This is a genomic window from Sulfuriflexus mobilis (assembly GCF_003967195.1).
GTDB lineage: Bacteria > Pseudomonadota > Gammaproteobacteria > AKS1 > AKS1 > Sulfuriflexus > Sulfuriflexus mobilis.
Map to the genome: position 1 here is coordinate 213,128 of NZ_AP018725.1, position 15,645 is coordinate 228,772.

A 15,645-nucleotide genomic window follows, 5' to 3' on the forward strand; every position below is an offset into this window, starting at 1 on the left:
GTTTATAGTGTTTGCTCCCCGTGTTTAATTTGGCTGCCAGGCTGGCAGAGCAACATCAGCGTGATCTGTATCGTTCGCGGCGCATTGCTGAGGGTGCCAGTGACGTACACATGTGCATCGATGGCCGGGACTGCCTGGTGTTCTGCAGTAATGACTACCTTGGCCTGGCCACCCACCCGGATGTGAAGGCGGCATTTATTCATGCGGCCGATCATTATGGTGTCGGTAGCGGTGCCGCGCACCTGGTGACCGGTCACCAGTATGCCCATCATGCTCTCGAGGAAGAGCTGGCCGGGTTTGTCAGCCGAGAGCGTGCCTTGCTGTTCTCGACAGGCTACATGGCCAATCTCGCCGCGGTTACCGCGCTGACTGATCGGCATGACGAGGTCTTTGGCGACAAGCTCAACCATGCCTCGCTGATCGATGCGGCACAACTGAGTGAGGCAAAACATAGTCGTTATAAACATGCCGATGCCTCAGCACTCGCTGCACGCCTGACGGCGAGTTCGGCAACGGACAAGCTGGTGATCACCGACGGTGTCTTCAGCATGGACGGGGATATCGCGCCCTTACCTGAGCTGGCCACTGCGAGCCACAAACATAATGCCTGGCTGCTGGTCGATGATGCCCACGGCCTCGGTGTGTTGGGCAGCAGCGGTGCCGGTTCGCTGCAGCATTTTGGCATGAGCGATAAGGAGGTACCGGTACTGGTCGGTACACTCGGCAAGGCCTTCGGTACCTTTGGTGCCTTTGTCGCCGGTAGTGAGGATTTGATTGAACTGCTGATCCAGAAGGCACGCAGTTATATCTATACGACGGCCCTGCCGGCTGCGGTGGCCGAGGCGACCCGTGCAAGTTTGAAGATCATTCAGACCGACAGCGCGCGTCGTCAGCACCTGCATGCGCTTATACAACGCTTCCGCACGGGTGCAGCACAACTGGGTTTATCGCTCATGCCCTCGACAACGGCCATTCAGCCACTGCTGGTGGGTGAGGCGTCGCGTGCCCTCGCCATGAGCGAGGCCTTGCTGGCACAGGGGATTATGGTTTCCGCGATCCGCCCGCCGACCGTGGCAGAGGGCAGTTCACGCCTGCGCATCACCTTGTCGGCCGCACACACGGAGACAGAGATTGACCGACTCTTGTCTGCACTGGCGTCGCTGGCATGAGGTTGTTTAGCGAAACAAGCGGGCAGGGGCCCGGTCTCGTCTTGCTGCATGGCTGGGGTGCGCACAGTGGCGTCTGGGCAGGTCTGCGTGAGAGCCTTGCGGAACACTTTAGCGTGACCTGTATCGACCTGCCCGGGCATGGTCATAGCCCGTATCAGGCCGGCGTCATGGATTCCCTCCCGGCCCTGGCCGAGGCGGTATTGGCCATCGCCCCGCTGGATGCCAGTTGGCTGGGTTGGTCGCTGGGCGGCCTGGTGGCACAACAGGCCGCCTTACTCGAACCCGGGCGGATTGATAAACTGATCCTGCTGGATTCAACGCCGAGTTTTGTTAGCCGTGAGGGCTGGCCGTGCGCGGTAGACCCTGCAGTGTTCGAGGCCTTTTATCAGGACCTAATCAATGACTCGCGTGCCACCCTGTTAAGGTTTATTGCCCTGCAAACCCGCGGCAGTAAACAGGCCGGCGAGGATGCGCGCCTGTTGAGGCGGGTCCTGCTGCAGCCGGCACCCGTCAGTGAGGCCCTGCAGGCGGGTTTACAGCTGTTGCGGCAGGCTGATTTGCGCGGGCAGTTGGCCATGATCAAGACCCCGACCTTATTACTGGCCGGTGCGCGTGACACCCTGTTGCCTCGGCAGGCCCTGGCGGAGATGGCAAAGCTGTTTCCCAATGCCGTCTTCGAGATTATTGACAAGGCCGGGCATGCGCCATTTCTTTCACACCATGATGAAACCCTGAATGCCATTAATGCCTTTTTGATGGCGACGCAGACAACAGGACAGCAACATGCCTGAGCCATTTATCGCCAAGCAGCGCCTGGACCGCGAGGCCGTACGACGTTCTTTTTCTGCGGCGGCAGACAGTTATGATGCCTTCGCCTTTCTGCAACGCGAAGTCGGTACACGCATGCTCGAACGACTCGACTATATTCGTGCCGAACCGAAGGTTATTGTCGATCTCGGTGCCGGCACCGGCGAACATACGGCGGCTCTGGCAAAACGTTACCCGCGTGCGCGCACTTATGGCCTGGACCTGGCCGAACCCATGCTGAAAAAAATGCGCAAACGCTCTAGCTGGCGGCGTCCAATACGTCCGCTATGCGCTGACATACAGGCCTTGCCGTTTGCCGATAACAGTGTTGACCTGATCTTTTCCAGCCTGGCCATGCAGTGGTGTGAAGCACTGCAGACGACCTTTACTGAGTTCCGTCGTGTACTGCGCCCGGGTGGGTTTGTTTTATTTTCTACCTTTGGCCCGGATACGCTGACCGAATTGCGACAAAGCTGGGCGATGGTTGATGAGCGCGAACACGTGCATAACTTTATCGATATGCACATTATCGGTGACGCGATGATGCAGGCCGGCCTGGCGGAACCGGTCATGGATGTAGAAAATCTGACCCTGACCTACAAGAGTGTCTATGACCTCATGCGTGAGCTGAAAGGGATCGGTGCACACAATGTGGCGCACGGCCGTCAACGCGGGCTGACGGGTCGTAAGCGATTACAGGCCTTTGAGCAGGCCTATGAAAAATTTCGCTGCGATGGTGTTGTGCCGGCCAGTTACGAGGTGGTCTATGGTCATGCCTGGGCCCCCGTCAATGCGCAATTGGCCTCGGTGAGCATAGAAAGTTTACAGCGGAAATAAACATGCGCGGTTTTTTCATCACAGGTACGGATACCGATGTCGGCAAGACCTGGGTGACGGCAGGGCTGTTGCAGGCCTTTAATCAGCAGGACCTGCGTACTGTCGCCATGAAACCCGTGGCCAGTGGCGGTGAAATAATAGAAGGCCAGCTACGCAATGCCGATGCCCTCTGTCTGATGCAGCACATGCGTGCAAAGGCAGACTACCAGCAGGTTAATCCTTATTGCTTTAGCCCCGCTATTGCCCCGCACATTGCCGCCAGGCAGGCAGGCCAGCGTATTGACCTGGAGCTGATTGACAAGCAATGCCGGCACCTGGCGGCAAGTGCCGATGTGATGCTCGTTGAGGGCGTTGGCGGCTGGCAAGTGCCGTTAAATGAAAGCGAAACAGTTGCCGACCTGGTCGGCAAACTCCGCCTACCGGTCATTATGGTGGTAGCGATCCGCTTGGGCTGTCTCAACCATGCCCTGCTAACCGCAGAGAGTATTGAGGCAAGGGGTATAACCCTGGCGGGTTGGGTCGCGAATATGTGTGACGAAGATGATCCGGTCGCAGGGGAAAATATTTCTACTCTCGAGCAACAACTCGAGTGCCCCTTGTTGGCAAAAATTCCATGGCAGGCCGCGTTTGACGCCGAAGGTATCGCGGAGTGTTTTGATGCCGTGACATTAGGCGACAAGCTCTGATCAGAGCCCTTGATTCACCACACCTGCAACACTGAGTAACCCTTCACACCATGCGTGAATGTGGTAGTCTTAGCACACGTCATTTTTCCGACAAGGCAAGTAAATAATTATATAAGTGCTTGCTAATATGAGAAATTATGATGCACACCTCGAAATGTTTTATTGCGGAGCCTATGGGCATGGTTTAGCATGCCGGTGCTCTGTATGAGGGAATAAACCGGCAGTGAGGGGAGGCCCGACTGATGGTAGCGAAGCAAGTCATTGATGATTCGTGCACCTGTCAGTTTGTAATTCGTCCGAATTGTTCCCTTAGCTGGCGTATGACGGTGCGGTTGATATTGGGATTTTCTGTACTGTCCGCCATTATTGCTACGGGTTTCGCTTTACTGGGTGCATGGATGATTCTCCCGTTTGCAGGCCTGGAAATCATTGTGCTCTATATTGCTCTATATATATGTGCACAACGCAATAACCGTTGTGAGGTAGTGACGGTTGGTAAGGATAGTGTCACAGTGGTGCGCGGACGTAAGGAGCCAGAAGAGGGTCATGAGTTCCGGCGTGTATGGGCACAAGTCGTACATGAGAGGCCGGTGCATCACTGGTATCCCAGTCGTTTGTTGATTCGTTCGCATGGCAGGGAGGTGGAGGTAGGTAACTGCCTTACCGAGGAGGAGCGTAAGCAATTAGCCTGTCAGTTAGAACAGGCCATTGCATAATGCTGAAGTAACCACGAATTTTCTACAAAGTAATTATTAAAAAGAGAGAGTGGAGCATGTCCGTAAGTAAACTAAAAAAGGCAGCCTTGGCGCTTGCTAGTACGGCCTTACTCATGACCTCGAGTCATGTCTGGGCTGACAAAGTCCTGAACATGCGTCAGGGGGTCACCGAGGTAAGTAAGGATATATATGGTCTGCATATGATCATCCTCTGGATTTGCGTCATCTTAGCTGTTGGCGTATTCGGTGCGATGATCTATTCGATGTTCAAGCACCGTAAGTCTCAGGGGGCCGTCGCCGCAACCTTTCATGAGAATCATAAGTTAGAAGTTGTCTGGACCGTGATTCCTTTTATCATCCTGATAGGTATGGCCATTCCAGCCACCAAGTCATTGCTGAAGCTTGAAGACACCAGTAATGCTGATTTGACCGTCAAGGTGACCGGTTATCAGTGGAAGTGGAATTACGAATACATTGACGGACCTGCACAGGGCGTAAAGTACTTCAGTAACCTCAGCTCCACTCATAACGATGCTCGTCAGCTGAAATCTGGCATGAATCCGGCAGAGGTTGAAAATTACCTGCTGGATGTCGATAACCGCCTGGTCCTGCCGGTTGGCAAGAAGGTGCGTTTCCTGGTGACATCAAACGATGTCATTCACGCCTGGTGGGTACCTGATTTCGCCGTAAAGAAAGACGCGATCCCGGGTTACATTAATGAAACCTGGGCACGTGCCGACGAGGTGGGTACTTTCCGTGGCCAGTGTGCGGAGCTGTGCGGAAAGGACCATGGTTTCATGCCCATCGTTGTCGATGTGCTCTCAGAGGCCGACTACAACCAGTGGGCGTCTGCGAAGAAGGTTGCTGCTGAAGCCGAGGCTGCTGCCGCTGCCAGCACCAAGGACTGGAGCATGGCCGAGCTGATGGCCAAGGGCGAGAAGGTTTACAACACCAGCTGTGCCGCCTGTCACCAGGCAAACGGTGAGGGTCTTGGCCCGTTCCCTGCACTTAAGGGTGGCGCAATTGTAAACGGTCCGGCTTCCGGTCACGTTGGTATTGTCCTCAAGGGTAAGAATGCGATGCCGCCATTCGGTGCGCAGCTGAATGACCTTGATCTGGCCGCCGTCATCACCTACGAGCGTAACAGCTGGGGCAACGATGCCGGTATCGTCCAACCTAAAGACGTTAAGGCTGCCCGTTAAGGCGCACCTGGGAGAAAATAAAAATGTCAACAGATACAGCACACGCAGAACATCACGGCGCGCCTAGCGGCCTTAGCCGTTGGTTGTTTACAACAAACCATAAAGATATCGGTACTCTTTACCTGTGGTTTAGTTTCATCATGCTGCTTACCGGTGGTGCCATGGCAATGGTTATCCGTCTCGAACTGTTCGAGCCGGGTATGCAGTGGGTGGACCCAAACTTCTTTAATACCATGACTACCATGCATGGTCTGATTATGGTGTTTGGTGCCATCATGCCGGCCTTCGTTGGCCTGGCCAACTGGCTCGTGCCGATGATGATTGGTGCGCCGGATATGGCACTGCCACGTATGAACAACTGGAGCTTCTGGATCCTGCCATTTGCCGGCACGATGCTGCTCTCTACCCTGTTCATGGAAGGCGGTGGTCCTAACTTCGGCTGGACATTCTATGCCCCCCTGTCTACCAAGTATGGCCCGCCCAGCACTGATTTCTTCATCTTTGCTGTGCACATGCTGGGTTTCTCATCCATCATGGGTTCTATCAACATCATTGCCACCATCCTCAACATGCGTGCCCCGGGCATGACCTTGATGAAGATGCCAATGTTTGTCTGGACCTGGCTGATCACAGCCTTTCTGCTGATTGCCGTGATGCCAGTACTGGCCGGTGCGGTAACCATGATGCTGACTGACCGCAACTTTGGTACATCATTCTTTGACGCATCAGGTGGTGGTGACCCGGTATTGTTCCAGCATGTATTCTGGTTCTTCGGTCACCCTGAGGTGTACATCATGATCCTGCCGGCCTTCGGTATTGTCTCGCACATCATCCCGACCTTTGCGCGCAAGAAACTGTTTGGTTACAGCTCCATGGTCTATGCAACCGCATCGATTGCCTTCCTGTCATTCATCGTCTGGGCTCATCACATGATGACCGTCGGTATGCCAGTGGCGGGTGAGTTGTTCTTTATGTATGCGACCGTGCTGATTGCGGTGCCGACTGGCGTGAAGATATTTAACTGGGTCGCGACGATGTGGAAGGGTTCCATGACCTTCGAAATCCCCATGAAGTGGGCACTTGCCTTTGTGATCCTCTTCACCGTGGGTGGTTTCTCCGGTCTGATGCTGGGTATTGCCCCGGTTGACTTCCAGTATCACGATACCTACTTCGTCGTGGCGCATTTCCATTACGTATTGGTGACCGGTGCCCTGTTCTCCATCATCGCTGCGGTATATTTCTGGCTGCCGAAGTGGACAGGCCACATGTACAACCAGAGTCTGGCGAACTGGCACTTCTGGTTGTCGATGATTTTTGTCAACCTGACATTCTTCCCGCAACATTTCCTGGGTTTGGCCGGTATGCCGCGCCGTATTCCGGACTATAACGTTGCCTTTGCCGACTTTAACCAGTGGTCAAGTATTGGTGCATTCGGCTTCGGTCTGGCCCAATTGCTCTTCCTGGCCCTGCTTATCAAGACTATCAGGGGCGGTGAAAAGGCGACCAGTCAGGTATGGGAAGGTGCCGATGGTCTTGAGTGGACAGTGGCCTCACCTGCCCCGTACCACACCTTCGCAACCGCACCGGAGATTAAATAAGGTATCAATACCCGGCAGCCGTGAGGCTGCCGGGTTTTACCTTAATTAAAGAAGTAATGATGGAAAACACCAAGCGGAAAAAATGGCTAACCGTTGCGATCCTGGTCGGTCTGGCCATGGCATTTTACCTGGGCTTTTTCTTTCTGGTGATTAATCGATGAGTGACGACCAGGCACATCGCAATAAAAAGCTCATACGCAAGCTGGCGCTGGTTGCGGTAGGCATGGTCGGATTTAGTTACGCACTCGTCCCGCTTTATAACCTGGTGTGTGACATCACCGGCATTGGCGGCAAGACTGGCCGGATAGAGAAAGAACAGGCATTGGCACAACGCCCTGACAAAAGCCGTGAAATAACGGTTCAGTTCGATGCCAATGTCAACGCGGACCTGCCCTGGGAATTCAAACCACTGACGAGGATCGTCAAGGTACATCCGGGTGAAGTTACACTGGTTTCATATTATGCGAAAAACATGAGTGTCGAGAACATTACAGGCCAGGCGGTACCCAGCGTAGCCCCTTCCAAGGCCTCAAAGTATTTCAATAAAACGGAATGCTTTTGTTTTACGCAACAAACCTTTGGTCCGGGTGAAGGGCGCGAGATGCCATTACGGTTTATCGTCGATCCGGATCTACCAAAGGATGTACGAACTATAACGTTGTCCTATACGTTTTTTAATACACAGCAGGGTGGGGTGAAGGAGGGCTCTGGCAAGAATGCCGGGGTTACTACACTGCAAAAAAAAGGGTTGGCCTTGAACAGCACATCCCATATAACGACAAGCGCCCTGAACTGAGTAGTCATGGCGTAACAGTTTTGCGACATTAGAAATACTATAAAGAGGAAAACAACATGTCTCATGCAAGCGGTGGATACTACTTACCGGAACCGAGCAAATGGCCAATTATTGGTTCGATTGGCTTGTTCTTAACACTGTTCGGATTTGCCTCAGCCCTGCCACACAACACTACGGGTGCTGTTGGTGACCTGACAATAATGTACATTGGTATGGCGATCCTGGTGTATATGCTGTTTGGCTGGTTTGGGCAAGTGATTGGCGAAAGCGAGGCCGGTGTCTACGATGCGCAGGTTGACCGCTCATTCCGCATGGGCATGATGTGGTTTATCTTCTCTGAAGTCATGTTCTTTGCCGCCTTCTTCGGTGCCCTGTTCTATGTCAGGACACTGGCCCTGCCATGGTTGGGTGGCGCTGATAACAATGCCGCCACCAATGAGTTCCTCTGGAATGGCTTCGTCCCAAGCTGGCCGCTGAATGTCATGCCTAACCCCGAAGGTTACAGCGCCTATAAGGAAATCATCGGCGCCTGGGGGATCCCTGCCCTGAACACGGCCATCCTCCTGACCTCGGGTGTTACCATTACTCTGGCGCACTGGGCCCTGAAGAAGGCTAATCGTGGCGCGCTGATATTCTGGTTACTTGCAACGGTTGTCCTGGGCTTCGTCTTTGTTGGCTTCCAGGTTGCAGAGTATGGCCATGCCTATGGTGAGCTGAACCTGAAATTGTCATCAGGCATCTATGGTTCAACCTTCTTCATGCTGACCGGCTTCCATGGACTGCACGTTACCATCGGTGCCATCATGCTGACGGTGATGCTGTTCCGTGCCATAAAGGGTCACTTTACTGAGGAAAACCACTTTGCCTTCGAGGCTGCAGCCTGGTACTGGCACTTTGTGGACGTGGTCTGGCTGGGTCTGTTTATCTTTGTTTACTGGTTATAAGCGGGATAATGCAAAATAAAAAAGGCGCTGCCATGGCAGCGCCTTTTTTATTTTGTTGCATAGAAATAAGTAATTAGAAAGGAGTAGTGTTTGGCTCGATAATACCCAGGGCGGCCAGGGCATAGAGCAGGCCAACAAGCGCAATCGATGTGCCAATTCTGAAAGACAGGGCACGAACAACGCGAGTGCCTTTACCCTGATCGGTGACCATAAATCGCAGCGCACTACCCAGCATGAACAGGATCCCGAGCAGGATCACAATGACAAAGATTTTCGCTATCATGGTTTTTTCCAAAATAAGTTGAATTTCAGTATAGCTCAGCCAGAGACGAATCTCGACAATCTGTGAACGAATACTATGCGTATCGGTACCCTTGATTTCAGCCCCAAACTGTTGCCAACGCTGGCAACGGCTATATTATTGCCGATCCTGGTGTCCCTGGGTTTCTGGCAATTGGACAGGGCCGTAGAAAAACAACAACTGCAGCTGCTGATGCAGGAACGCCTGCAGGCCCCCGTTAAGCGTATTAAAAGTGCCGGCAGTTTGCAGGAGGATATGAATTTTCGCCGGGCCATGCTGCGAGGGCATTTTGATAATGACCATCAATATTTGCTCGACAACCGCATATACAAGGGCCAGGTTGGTTACGCTGTTTACACCCCGTTCACCTTCGATAGAGGTGAAAGCTGGATAATGGTTAATCGTGGCTGGATTGCCTCTGGCAAGGATAGGGGCAGGCTGCCAAATATCACAGTGAGCGGTGAAGAAACTGAATTGCAGGGGGTGCTGAGCCAACCGCCGGGACAGTTAATGCAGCTGGGTAACAGGGTAGAGTCCAATACTGCCTGGCCAGCGCGCGTAAGGAATATTGATGTAGGGCAGATTCTGGCCGACACAAATAAACGTCTACACGCCTATGTCCTGAATCTGGATACGGGCAGTGAGCATGCCTATTTTCAGGACTGGAAACCCTATGTTGATACACCACAGAAAAATCAGAGTTATGCCATTCAGTGGTTCAGCATGGCAGTAGTATTGTTGTTAATATATATAAGCTTGAATAGCCGGCGGGTGAGAACTTCAACGCCAAAGTCTGACGAGGAATAATTGTGGAAGAAGAAAAGAAAAAATCGGGTATGGACCCGCGCCTGACCATCATTTTAATGGTGTTGATGTTTGTGGTGCCTGTTGGTGCAGCGATTGTCCTGCACAGTATCGAAGGCGGCTGGCGTCCGGGGCGTAGCGTCAATTTCGGCGAGCTGGTCACCCCGGTCAGGGCACTGAAGGATCTGAATTTAAAAACCCTTGATGGCAAGGTCTTCACGGAGAAAGACCTGCAGGGAGTCTGGACATTATTTTATGTCGATAGCGCAGACTGTAACAAGCAGTGTGAGGAAAACCTGTATGAAATAAGGCAGTCGCGCCTGGGCATGGGGGGTGAAAAAGAACGTATTCAGCGCGTCATGTTACTGACGGACAACGACAAGCTGGCTGACATGAAGCCATTACTCGATGAACACTATGGCATGAAGGTAGTGAGCGCCCCGGAGAAGGAATTGGCAGCAGTGCTGGCCCCGTTCGAGTTTGAGAATGAAAAGCCTGCCGCAACGGCCCAGCGCGTATATATTATTGACCCCTTGGGTAATTTGATGATGCGCTACAAGGCTGAGCAGGGCCCACGTGACCTGGTAAAGGATCTGGGGCGCTTATTGAAATATTCCAAAATAGGCTAAGGCAGAGAAAATGACAGACACAACACAAACTGCCGCTATGACGATTACATGGCGTGATTACCTGGAACTGTGCAAGCCAAAAGTGGTGGCATTGATTATGTTTACCGCGATTGTCGGCATGTTTCTCGCTGTACCCGGTATGGTCCCCTGGCAACCCTTGTTATTCGGTAGCATTGGTATCGCTCTGGCCTCGGCCTCAGCGGCCACCATCAATCATGTCGTCGATCAGCGTATTGATGCGATCATGGCGCGCACCAGAAACCGGCCACTGCCTACCGGGCATATGGATAATCGCCGGGCGCTGGCCTTTGCGGTTATTATAGGTGTGATCGCGATGCTGGTGCTGTACTTCCTGGTAAACACCATCACCATGGTCCTGACCTTTATTTCGCTAATGGGTTATGCCGTGGTCTATACGATGTACCTGAAGCGTGCCACACCACAGAATATTGTCATTGGCGGTGCCGCCGGTGCGGCGCCGCCGGTGCTCGGTTGGTCAGCGGTCACCGGGGATATTAATGAACACTCTTTATTGTTATTCCTGATCATCTTCGCCTGGACACCGCCACACTTCTGGGCACTGGCGATTCATCGCCACAAAGAGTATGCCAAGGTCGAGATCCCGATGTTGCCGGTGACACACGGGCTGGCCTTTACTCGTTTACAGATCCTGCTTTATACAATCATCCTCATCATCGTCACTATCCTGCCGTTCGTGACCCTGATGAGCGGGGTGTTCTACCTCGGCGGTGCGCTGGCACTGGGCATGGGTTTCCTCTATTACGCCGTGGCCACACATCGTGCGGAAGATGAAAGCATGCCGATCAAGACCTTTGGTTATTCTATCTTCTACCTGATGGGCCTGTTTGCCTTTTTGCTCATCGACCATTACATCCCGGCGATCATGCATGCCCTGGGGGCCTGATATAAAGTGATGGCTTGCCACGCGTTGTACACGTATCGGCTGTTTGAAAAGGTCCACCTTCCGCGCATAAAAAAGCCCCCGCACAATCGCTGTGCGGGGGCGTTTGTTTTTAGACAGATGACGGGCTAGTCCATCAGTGCAGAACGCAGTTTCTGCATAGCGGCCTTTTCCAGCTGGCGAATACGTTCGGCAGAGATACCGTATTTGTCGGCCAGCTCATGCAAGGTGGTCTTTTCCTCAGACAGCCAGCGACTGGCGAGGATGTCCTGGCTACGCTCATCGAGAGTACTGATGGCCTGGGTCAGGCGCTCTTCGTTATGTGCACTCCAGTCGGCGGCCTCAAGCACGCGGGCCGGTTCCTCGCTGACATCCTGGAGGTAGGCGGCCGGAGCGTAGGCGAAGCTGTCATCATCGTCGTCCTGATAGCCATCAAAGCCAACATCGCGCCCCGACAGGCGGGATTCCATTTCCAGCACGGTCTCGGGTTTCACGCCGAGTTCGTTGGCCACCGTCTGGACTTGCTCGTGGGAAAACCAGCCGAGACGGGTTTTGGATTTACGCAGATTGAAGAACAGCTTGCGCTGCGCCTTAGTGGTGGCCACCTTGACGATGCGCCAGTTGCGCAGGATGAATTCATGCATCTCGGCACGTATCCAGTGCACGGCAAAAGAGACCAGGCGTACGCCGACACTCGGGTCAAAGCGCTTCACGGCCTTCATCAGGCCGATATTGCCTTCCTGGATCAGGTCGGCCTGCTGCAGGCCGTAGCCGGCATAGCCGCGGGCAACGTGGATGACGAAGCGCAGGTGCGGCAGGATCAGCCGACGGGCGGCGTCCAGGTTACCGTTTTCCTGCAGGTCTACCGCCAGCGCATGTTCTTCCTCTGCGGTGAGCATCGGAATGCTATTCGCCGTGGCGATGTAGCTCGTCAGGTTGCTGCCGGGTGTCGTTAAATTCAGTTGCATAGCGTTTGTCATCTGGAATACCTCTTCGACCGTGTCGGGATATATTCACGAATGCTTATATTAGCACTCACATCCTCTGAGTGCCAATACGGGGGAAAGTTCCCGTGGCTTTAGGGCATAATTCATAAATACTTATAAAATCAAAGGGTTATTATCAGCTTGCGAGGGCCTGCACATCCTCGGGGCCCTCGGTACGGGCCACGCAGACCCGGTTTCGGCCGCGTTCCTTGGCCGCATACAGGGCCTTGTCGGCCTGGGCCAGCAATTTGGTGATGTCGGCATTGGGGTACTCCAGGGTGCTGGCGACACCGATGCTGACGGTGACATCGACATTGGCCGGGCTCAAGGCCTCGATCTCATAGCGTAGTTTCTCGGCATGTTGCATGGCCTGCTCGGGGCGAATGTTGGAGAAGATGATCGAAAACTCCTCGCCGCCAAAGCGCACCACCACGTCATCGGGAAACAGCTGGTTGAGCAGTTCGCCGATCGCGGCCAGGACATGGTCACCGGTCAGGTGGCCGAGCAGGTCATTGATCCGTTTGAAGTGGTCAATGTCCATGATCAGCGCCGACAAGGGCTGCTGCTTTTTGGCACAGGTAGTGAGGATACGTTTGCCGTTATCGAGCAGGTAACGCTTGCTGCGCACCCCGGTCAGGCTGTCGGTAGAGGCCAGTCGGCTCATCTCCTCGGCCTGGTGTTTGAGGGCGATGAACTGTTGCTTGATCAGCAACAGCGAGCGGATACGGGCAATGAAGATCTCTTCAAAGATCGGCTTGGTGACAAAGTCGTTGGCCCCGGCATGGAAGACCTCGGCCTGTTTCTTCTGGTTATCGGTGACCGTGATCACGAGCACCGGCATTTCCTGTTGCGAGTAATGGAAGCGGGTGCGGATGGCGTGCAACAGGTCACCCCCGGTCAGTTTGCCCTTGAGAAAGAAGTCGGTGACGATGATATCAAAACCATCCTCCTTGTCGGCCCAGCCATTCGAGACGCCCTCGAGCAATTCCAGTGCCTGTTCGGCATGGGTCACGTGCACGACCTTGAGACCATGTTTTTCCATGATCCGGCGTGTGATCGCTGCTGCGGTCGGGCTGTCCTCGACGTAGAGGATCTTGCCGACCAGCCCGGAATTGCGTTGCAGGAAGGACTTTATGAATTCGACAAAGGCCTTGTAGCCGCTGGACTTGTCAAAGTAATCGGTGACCCCGGCGGCAAAACCCTCACGTAGCAGACGGCTGTCGGCATCACCGGAGACAACAATGACGGGCGTGTAGTGGTGGCGCTCAGAGCTACGGATCTTGCGACACAGGTCGAGCCCGTCGAGGTCTGGCAACATCAGTGAGGTGGTAATAAGGTCGAAGCGTTCCCAGTTACCGAGGTGTTCCAGCGCCTCCTCGGCATTGGCACAGGAGGTGATGCTGACGTTATTCATCTCATTCTCGAGAATGCGACCGATAATGGTCCGCGAGACCTCGGAGCCATCCACAACCATGATGCTTGTTTGTTTTTGCGACATCCAACCCCCCACAGCCGTCATGTCATGTCACGGTATATTAGTAAATTATTGATTTCTTATAAGTTTGTTCTCTTTACTATTGTGGCAAGTGAACGGGGATTACGCAAACAAGGGCCGACCAATGGTGCCGTTATTGTGGCTCAATGGCATTCAGGTGGCGGGTCACGGCCAGCCAGGAACCGCCGAGGCCGAGCAGGATGCTGGCACCGAGCAGGGCCAGTGAACTGTCCAGGTCGAGCCCGGCGAGGGTGTAACGGCTGTCATAGAGTGTTGCCAGCTGGTTAATCGGCCCGCTCAGTAACCACAGGGAGCTCGTGATCAGCAGCCAGCTGAGGATGCCGCCACTGAGGCCATACCAGAAACCGGTATAGAGGAAGGGGCGGCGGATAAAGGCATTGGTGCCGCCGATGAGTTTGATGATCTCGATCTCCTCGCGGCGGGCTTCAATCGCCAGACGAATTGTGTTGCCGACCACCAGCAGTACCGATATCGACAACAGCGTCGCCAGCACCCAGATACCCCGGCGACCGATGTCCATAATGGTATAGAGGCGCTTCAGCCACTGCATGTCGAGTTGTGCGTGCTCGACCTCGGGGCGTTCGCCAAAGGCCTTGAGCATTGCCTGCACGGCGTTGATGTTATCGGCCTCGCTGGTCGGGTAGACCACGACCACCGACGGGAAGGGGTTGTCCTCGAGGGCATCGAGGGCCTCGCCAAAACCGGAATTGAGGCGAAATTCCTCGAGCGCCGCGGCACGGGGGATCGTCGTCACTGAACTCACGTCCTGGCGTTGGCGGATCAATTTGGCCAGTTGCTCTGCCTGTTTGTCAGTGGTCTTTTGATGCAGAAACAAGGAGATCTGCGCGGCACCATCCCACTGTGCGGTGACCTGTTGCACATTCTGTAACAACACATGCAGGCCGGTAGGCAGGGCCAGGGCGATGCCGATCACGGCAATGGTCATCATGTTCGAAAACGGCGCGCGCACCAGTTCGCCGAGCGTGGCGAAGAACACCTGCAGGTGGCGGGCTATATAGACCTTTAACCAGCTCATACCGTTAGCCTCTCATCACCGCCGGCAATAAGGCGCCCATCACTCAGGGTCAGCACACGGTGGCCCATGCGGCGGATGAGTTCCAGGTCATGGCTGGCGATGAGCACACTGACGCCGACCTGCTGAAACTGTTCGAACAGGCTCATGACCTCGCGTGACAGGTCCGGGTCGAGGTTACCGGTGGGCTCGTCGGCGAGAATGATGGGGGGTTTGTTGACCACGGCGCGGGCAATGCCGACGCGTTGTTGTTGGCCGCCGGAGAGGGTGATCGGTAAAGACTTTTCCTTTTCCAGCAGGCCGACCTTGTCGAGCGAGGCGCGCACACGCTTGCCTATCTCGCGGTGTGGCATGCCCTGGATGACGAGTGGCAGGGCAACGTTATCGAATACGGTGCGGTCGAACAGCAGCTTGTGGTCCTGAAAGATGATGCCGATATTCCTGCGTACATAGGGGATACGGCGTTTACTGACCCGGCCAAGGTTTTCATTATTGACGATCACCTGACCGGTGGTCGGGCGGATCAACAGCGCGATGAGTTTCAGCAGGGTACTCTTGCCGGCACCGGAGTGGCCGGTGAGAAAGGCCATCTCGCCACCGTCGATGTGAAAACTGACATTTCTCAGGGCATCGAGACTGCCCGGGTAGCGCTTACTGACGTTGTGAAACTCAATCATAGGGATAGTCAGGCTTTTTATA

17 protein-coding genes are annotated in these 15,645 nt (G+C 54.3%); 12 read left to right on the forward strand and 5 right to left on the reverse strand.

What is annotated here, in order from left to right:
- Positions 1-20 precede the first annotated feature (20 nt).
- The 9 genes from bioF to EL386_RS01080 all read left to right on the forward strand — a co-directional run bounded on the left by bioF (position 21) and on the right by EL386_RS01080 (position 8,755).
- Positions 21-1,169 (forward strand): 8-amino-7-oxononanoate synthase, encoded by a 1,149-nt coding sequence (bioF, locus tag EL386_RS01040; protein WP_126452419.1) that lies wholly within the window; start codon positions 21-23, stop codon positions 1,167-1,169.
- A complete protein-coding gene (gene bioH / locus EL386_RS01045) occupies positions 1,166-1,960 on the forward strand; it encodes a pimeloyl-ACP methyl ester esterase BioH (RefSeq protein WP_126452421.1) in 795 nt (264 codons plus the stop codon). The genes bioF and bioH overlap by 4 nt, the downstream gene beginning before the upstream one ends.
- The gene (bioC, locus tag EL386_RS01050) at positions 1,953-2,813 is read left to right on the forward strand and encodes a malonyl-ACP O-methyltransferase BioC (protein ID WP_126452423.1); all 861 of its coding nucleotides are present in this window, start codon (positions 1,953-1,955) and stop codon (positions 2,811-2,813) included. The genes bioH and bioC overlap by 8 nt, the downstream gene beginning before the upstream one ends.
- A gap of 2 nt (positions 2,814-2,815) precedes the next feature.
- On the forward strand, positions 2,816-3,499 hold the full coding sequence (gene bioD, locus EL386_RS01055) for a dethiobiotin synthase (protein ID WP_126452425.1): 684 nt from the start codon (positions 2,816-2,818) through the stop codon (positions 3,497-3,499).
- Positions 3,500-3,741: 242 nt separating this feature from the next.
- On the forward strand, positions 3,742-4,215 hold the full coding sequence (locus EL386_RS01060) for a DUF2244 domain-containing protein (RefSeq protein ID WP_126452427.1): 474 nt from the start codon (positions 3,742-3,744) through the stop codon (positions 4,213-4,215).
- A 56-nt stretch (positions 4,216-4,271) separates the two neighbouring features.
- The gene (gene coxB / locus EL386_RS01065; protein WP_126452429.1) at positions 4,272-5,417 is read left to right on the forward strand and encodes a cytochrome c oxidase subunit II; all 1,146 of its coding nucleotides are present in this window, start codon (positions 4,272-4,274) and stop codon (positions 5,415-5,417) included.
- A gap of 23 nt (positions 5,418-5,440) precedes the next feature.
- Positions 5,441-7,015: a cytochrome c oxidase subunit I gene (gene ctaD, locus EL386_RS01070; RefSeq protein ID WP_126452431.1), complete on the forward strand. Its 1,575-nt coding sequence runs from the start codon at positions 5,441-5,443 to the stop codon at positions 7,013-7,015.
- Between the two features lie 157 nt (positions 7,016-7,172).
- The gene (locus EL386_RS01075; RefSeq protein ID WP_126452433.1) at positions 7,173-7,811 is read left to right on the forward strand and encodes a cytochrome c oxidase assembly protein; all 639 of its coding nucleotides are present in this window, start codon (positions 7,173-7,175) and stop codon (positions 7,809-7,811) included.
- Positions 7,812-7,867: 56 nt separating this feature from the next.
- Positions 7,868-8,755 (forward strand): cytochrome c oxidase subunit 3, encoded by an 888-nt coding sequence (locus EL386_RS01080; RefSeq protein WP_126452435.1) that lies wholly within the window; start codon positions 7,868-7,870, stop codon positions 8,753-8,755.
- A gap of 73 nt (positions 8,756-8,828) precedes the next feature.
- Here EL386_RS01080 and EL386_RS01085 read toward each other — a convergent pair whose 3' ends face one another.
- Positions 8,829-9,038: a DUF2909 domain-containing protein gene (locus EL386_RS01085; protein WP_126452437.1), complete on the reverse strand. Its 210-nt coding sequence runs from the start codon at positions 9,036-9,038 to the stop codon at positions 8,829-8,831.
- Positions 9,039-9,113: 75 nt separating this feature from the next.
- On the opposite strand from EL386_RS01085, the gene EL386_RS01090 reads away from it, so the two are divergent.
- From EL386_RS01090 to cyoE, 3 genes are read left to right on the forward strand one after another with little or no spacing between them, the layout of a single operon-like run.
- Positions 9,114-9,863, forward strand: coding sequence for an SURF1 family protein (locus EL386_RS01090; RefSeq protein ID WP_126452439.1), 750 nt, complete (start codon positions 9,114-9,116; stop codon positions 9,861-9,863).
- Between the two features lie 2 nt (positions 9,864-9,865).
- Positions 9,866-10,489, forward strand: coding sequence for an SCO family protein (locus EL386_RS01095; protein WP_126452441.1), 624 nt, complete (start codon positions 9,866-9,868; stop codon positions 10,487-10,489).
- 10 nt (positions 10,490-10,499) lie between these two features.
- A complete protein-coding gene (gene cyoE, locus EL386_RS01100; protein ID WP_126452443.1) occupies positions 10,500-11,414 on the forward strand; it encodes a heme o synthase in 915 nt (304 codons plus the stop codon).
- 125 nt (positions 11,415-11,539) lie between these two features.
- Here cyoE and rpoH read toward each other — a convergent pair whose 3' ends face one another.
- From rpoH to ftsE, 4 genes are all read right to left on the reverse strand, one after another.
- On the reverse strand, positions 11,540-12,379 hold the full coding sequence (gene rpoH, locus EL386_RS01105) for an RNA polymerase sigma factor RpoH (protein WP_476756003.1): 840 nt from the start codon (positions 12,377-12,379) through the stop codon (positions 11,540-11,542).
- A 154-nt stretch (positions 12,380-12,533) separates the two neighbouring features.
- A complete protein-coding gene (locus EL386_RS01110) occupies positions 12,534-13,895 on the reverse strand; it encodes a diguanylate cyclase (protein ID WP_172597572.1) in 1,362 nt (453 codons plus the stop codon).
- 130 nt (positions 13,896-14,025) lie between these two features.
- Positions 14,026-14,949 carry a permease-like cell division protein FtsX gene (gene ftsX, locus EL386_RS01115; protein ID WP_126452449.1) on the reverse strand — a complete coding sequence of 308 codons (924 nt, stop codon included), beginning with the start codon at positions 14,947-14,949 and terminating at the stop codon, positions 14,026-14,028.
- The gene (ftsE, locus tag EL386_RS01120) at positions 14,946-15,623 is read right to left on the reverse strand and encodes a cell division ATP-binding protein FtsE (protein WP_126452451.1); all 678 of its coding nucleotides are present in this window, start codon (positions 15,621-15,623) and stop codon (positions 14,946-14,948) included. The genes ftsX and ftsE overlap by 4 nt, the downstream gene beginning before the upstream one ends.
- Between the last annotated feature and the right edge of the window lie 22 nt (positions 15,624-15,645).

Coding starts and splice junctions, on each gene's coding strand:
- bioH (WP_126452421.1), top strand. CDS start 1,166: ATGAGGTTGTTTAGCGAAACAAGCGGGCAGGGGCCCGGTCTCGTCTTG.
- bioC (WP_126452423.1), top strand. CDS start 1,953: ATGCCTGAGCCATTTATCGCCAAGCAGCGCCTGGACCGCGAGGCCGTA.
- bioD (WP_126452425.1), top strand. CDS start 2,816: ATGCGCGGTTTTTTCATCACAGGTACGGATACCGATGTCGGCAAGACC.
- EL386_RS01060 (WP_126452427.1), top strand. CDS start 3,742: ATGGTAGCGAAGCAAGTCATTGATGATTCGTGCACCTGTCAGTTTGTA.
- coxB (WP_126452429.1), top strand. CDS start 4,272: ATGTCCGTAAGTAAACTAAAAAAGGCAGCCTTGGCGCTTGCTAGTACG.
- ctaD (WP_126452431.1), top strand. CDS start 5,441: ATGTCAACAGATACAGCACACGCAGAACATCACGGCGCGCCTAGCGGC.
- EL386_RS01075 (WP_126452433.1), top strand. CDS start 7,173: ATGAGTGACGACCAGGCACATCGCAATAAAAAGCTCATACGCAAGCTG.
- EL386_RS01080 (WP_126452435.1), top strand. CDS start 7,868: ATGTCTCATGCAAGCGGTGGATACTACTTACCGGAACCGAGCAAATGG.
- EL386_RS01085 (WP_126452437.1), bottom strand. CDS start 9,038: ATGATAGCGAAAATCTTTGTCATTGTGATCCTGCTCGGGATCCTGTTC.
- EL386_RS01090 (WP_126452439.1), top strand. CDS start 9,114: ATGCGTATCGGTACCCTTGATTTCAGCCCCAAACTGTTGCCAACGCTG.
- cyoE (WP_126452443.1), top strand. CDS start 10,500: ATGACAGACACAACACAAACTGCCGCTATGACGATTACATGGCGTGAT.
- rpoH (WP_476756003.1), bottom strand. CDS start 12,379: ATGCAACTGAATTTAACGACACCCGGCAGCAACCTGACGAGCTACATC.
- EL386_RS01110 (WP_172597572.1), bottom strand. CDS start 13,895: ATGTCGCAAAAACAAACAAGCATCATGGTTGTGGATGGCTCCGAGGTC.
- ftsX (WP_126452449.1), bottom strand. CDS start 14,949: ATGAGCTGGTTAAAGGTCTATATAGCCCGCCACCTGCAGGTGTTCTTC.
- ftsE (WP_126452451.1), bottom strand. CDS start 15,623: ATGATTGAGTTTCACAACGTCAGTAAGCGCTACCCGGGCAGTCTCGAT.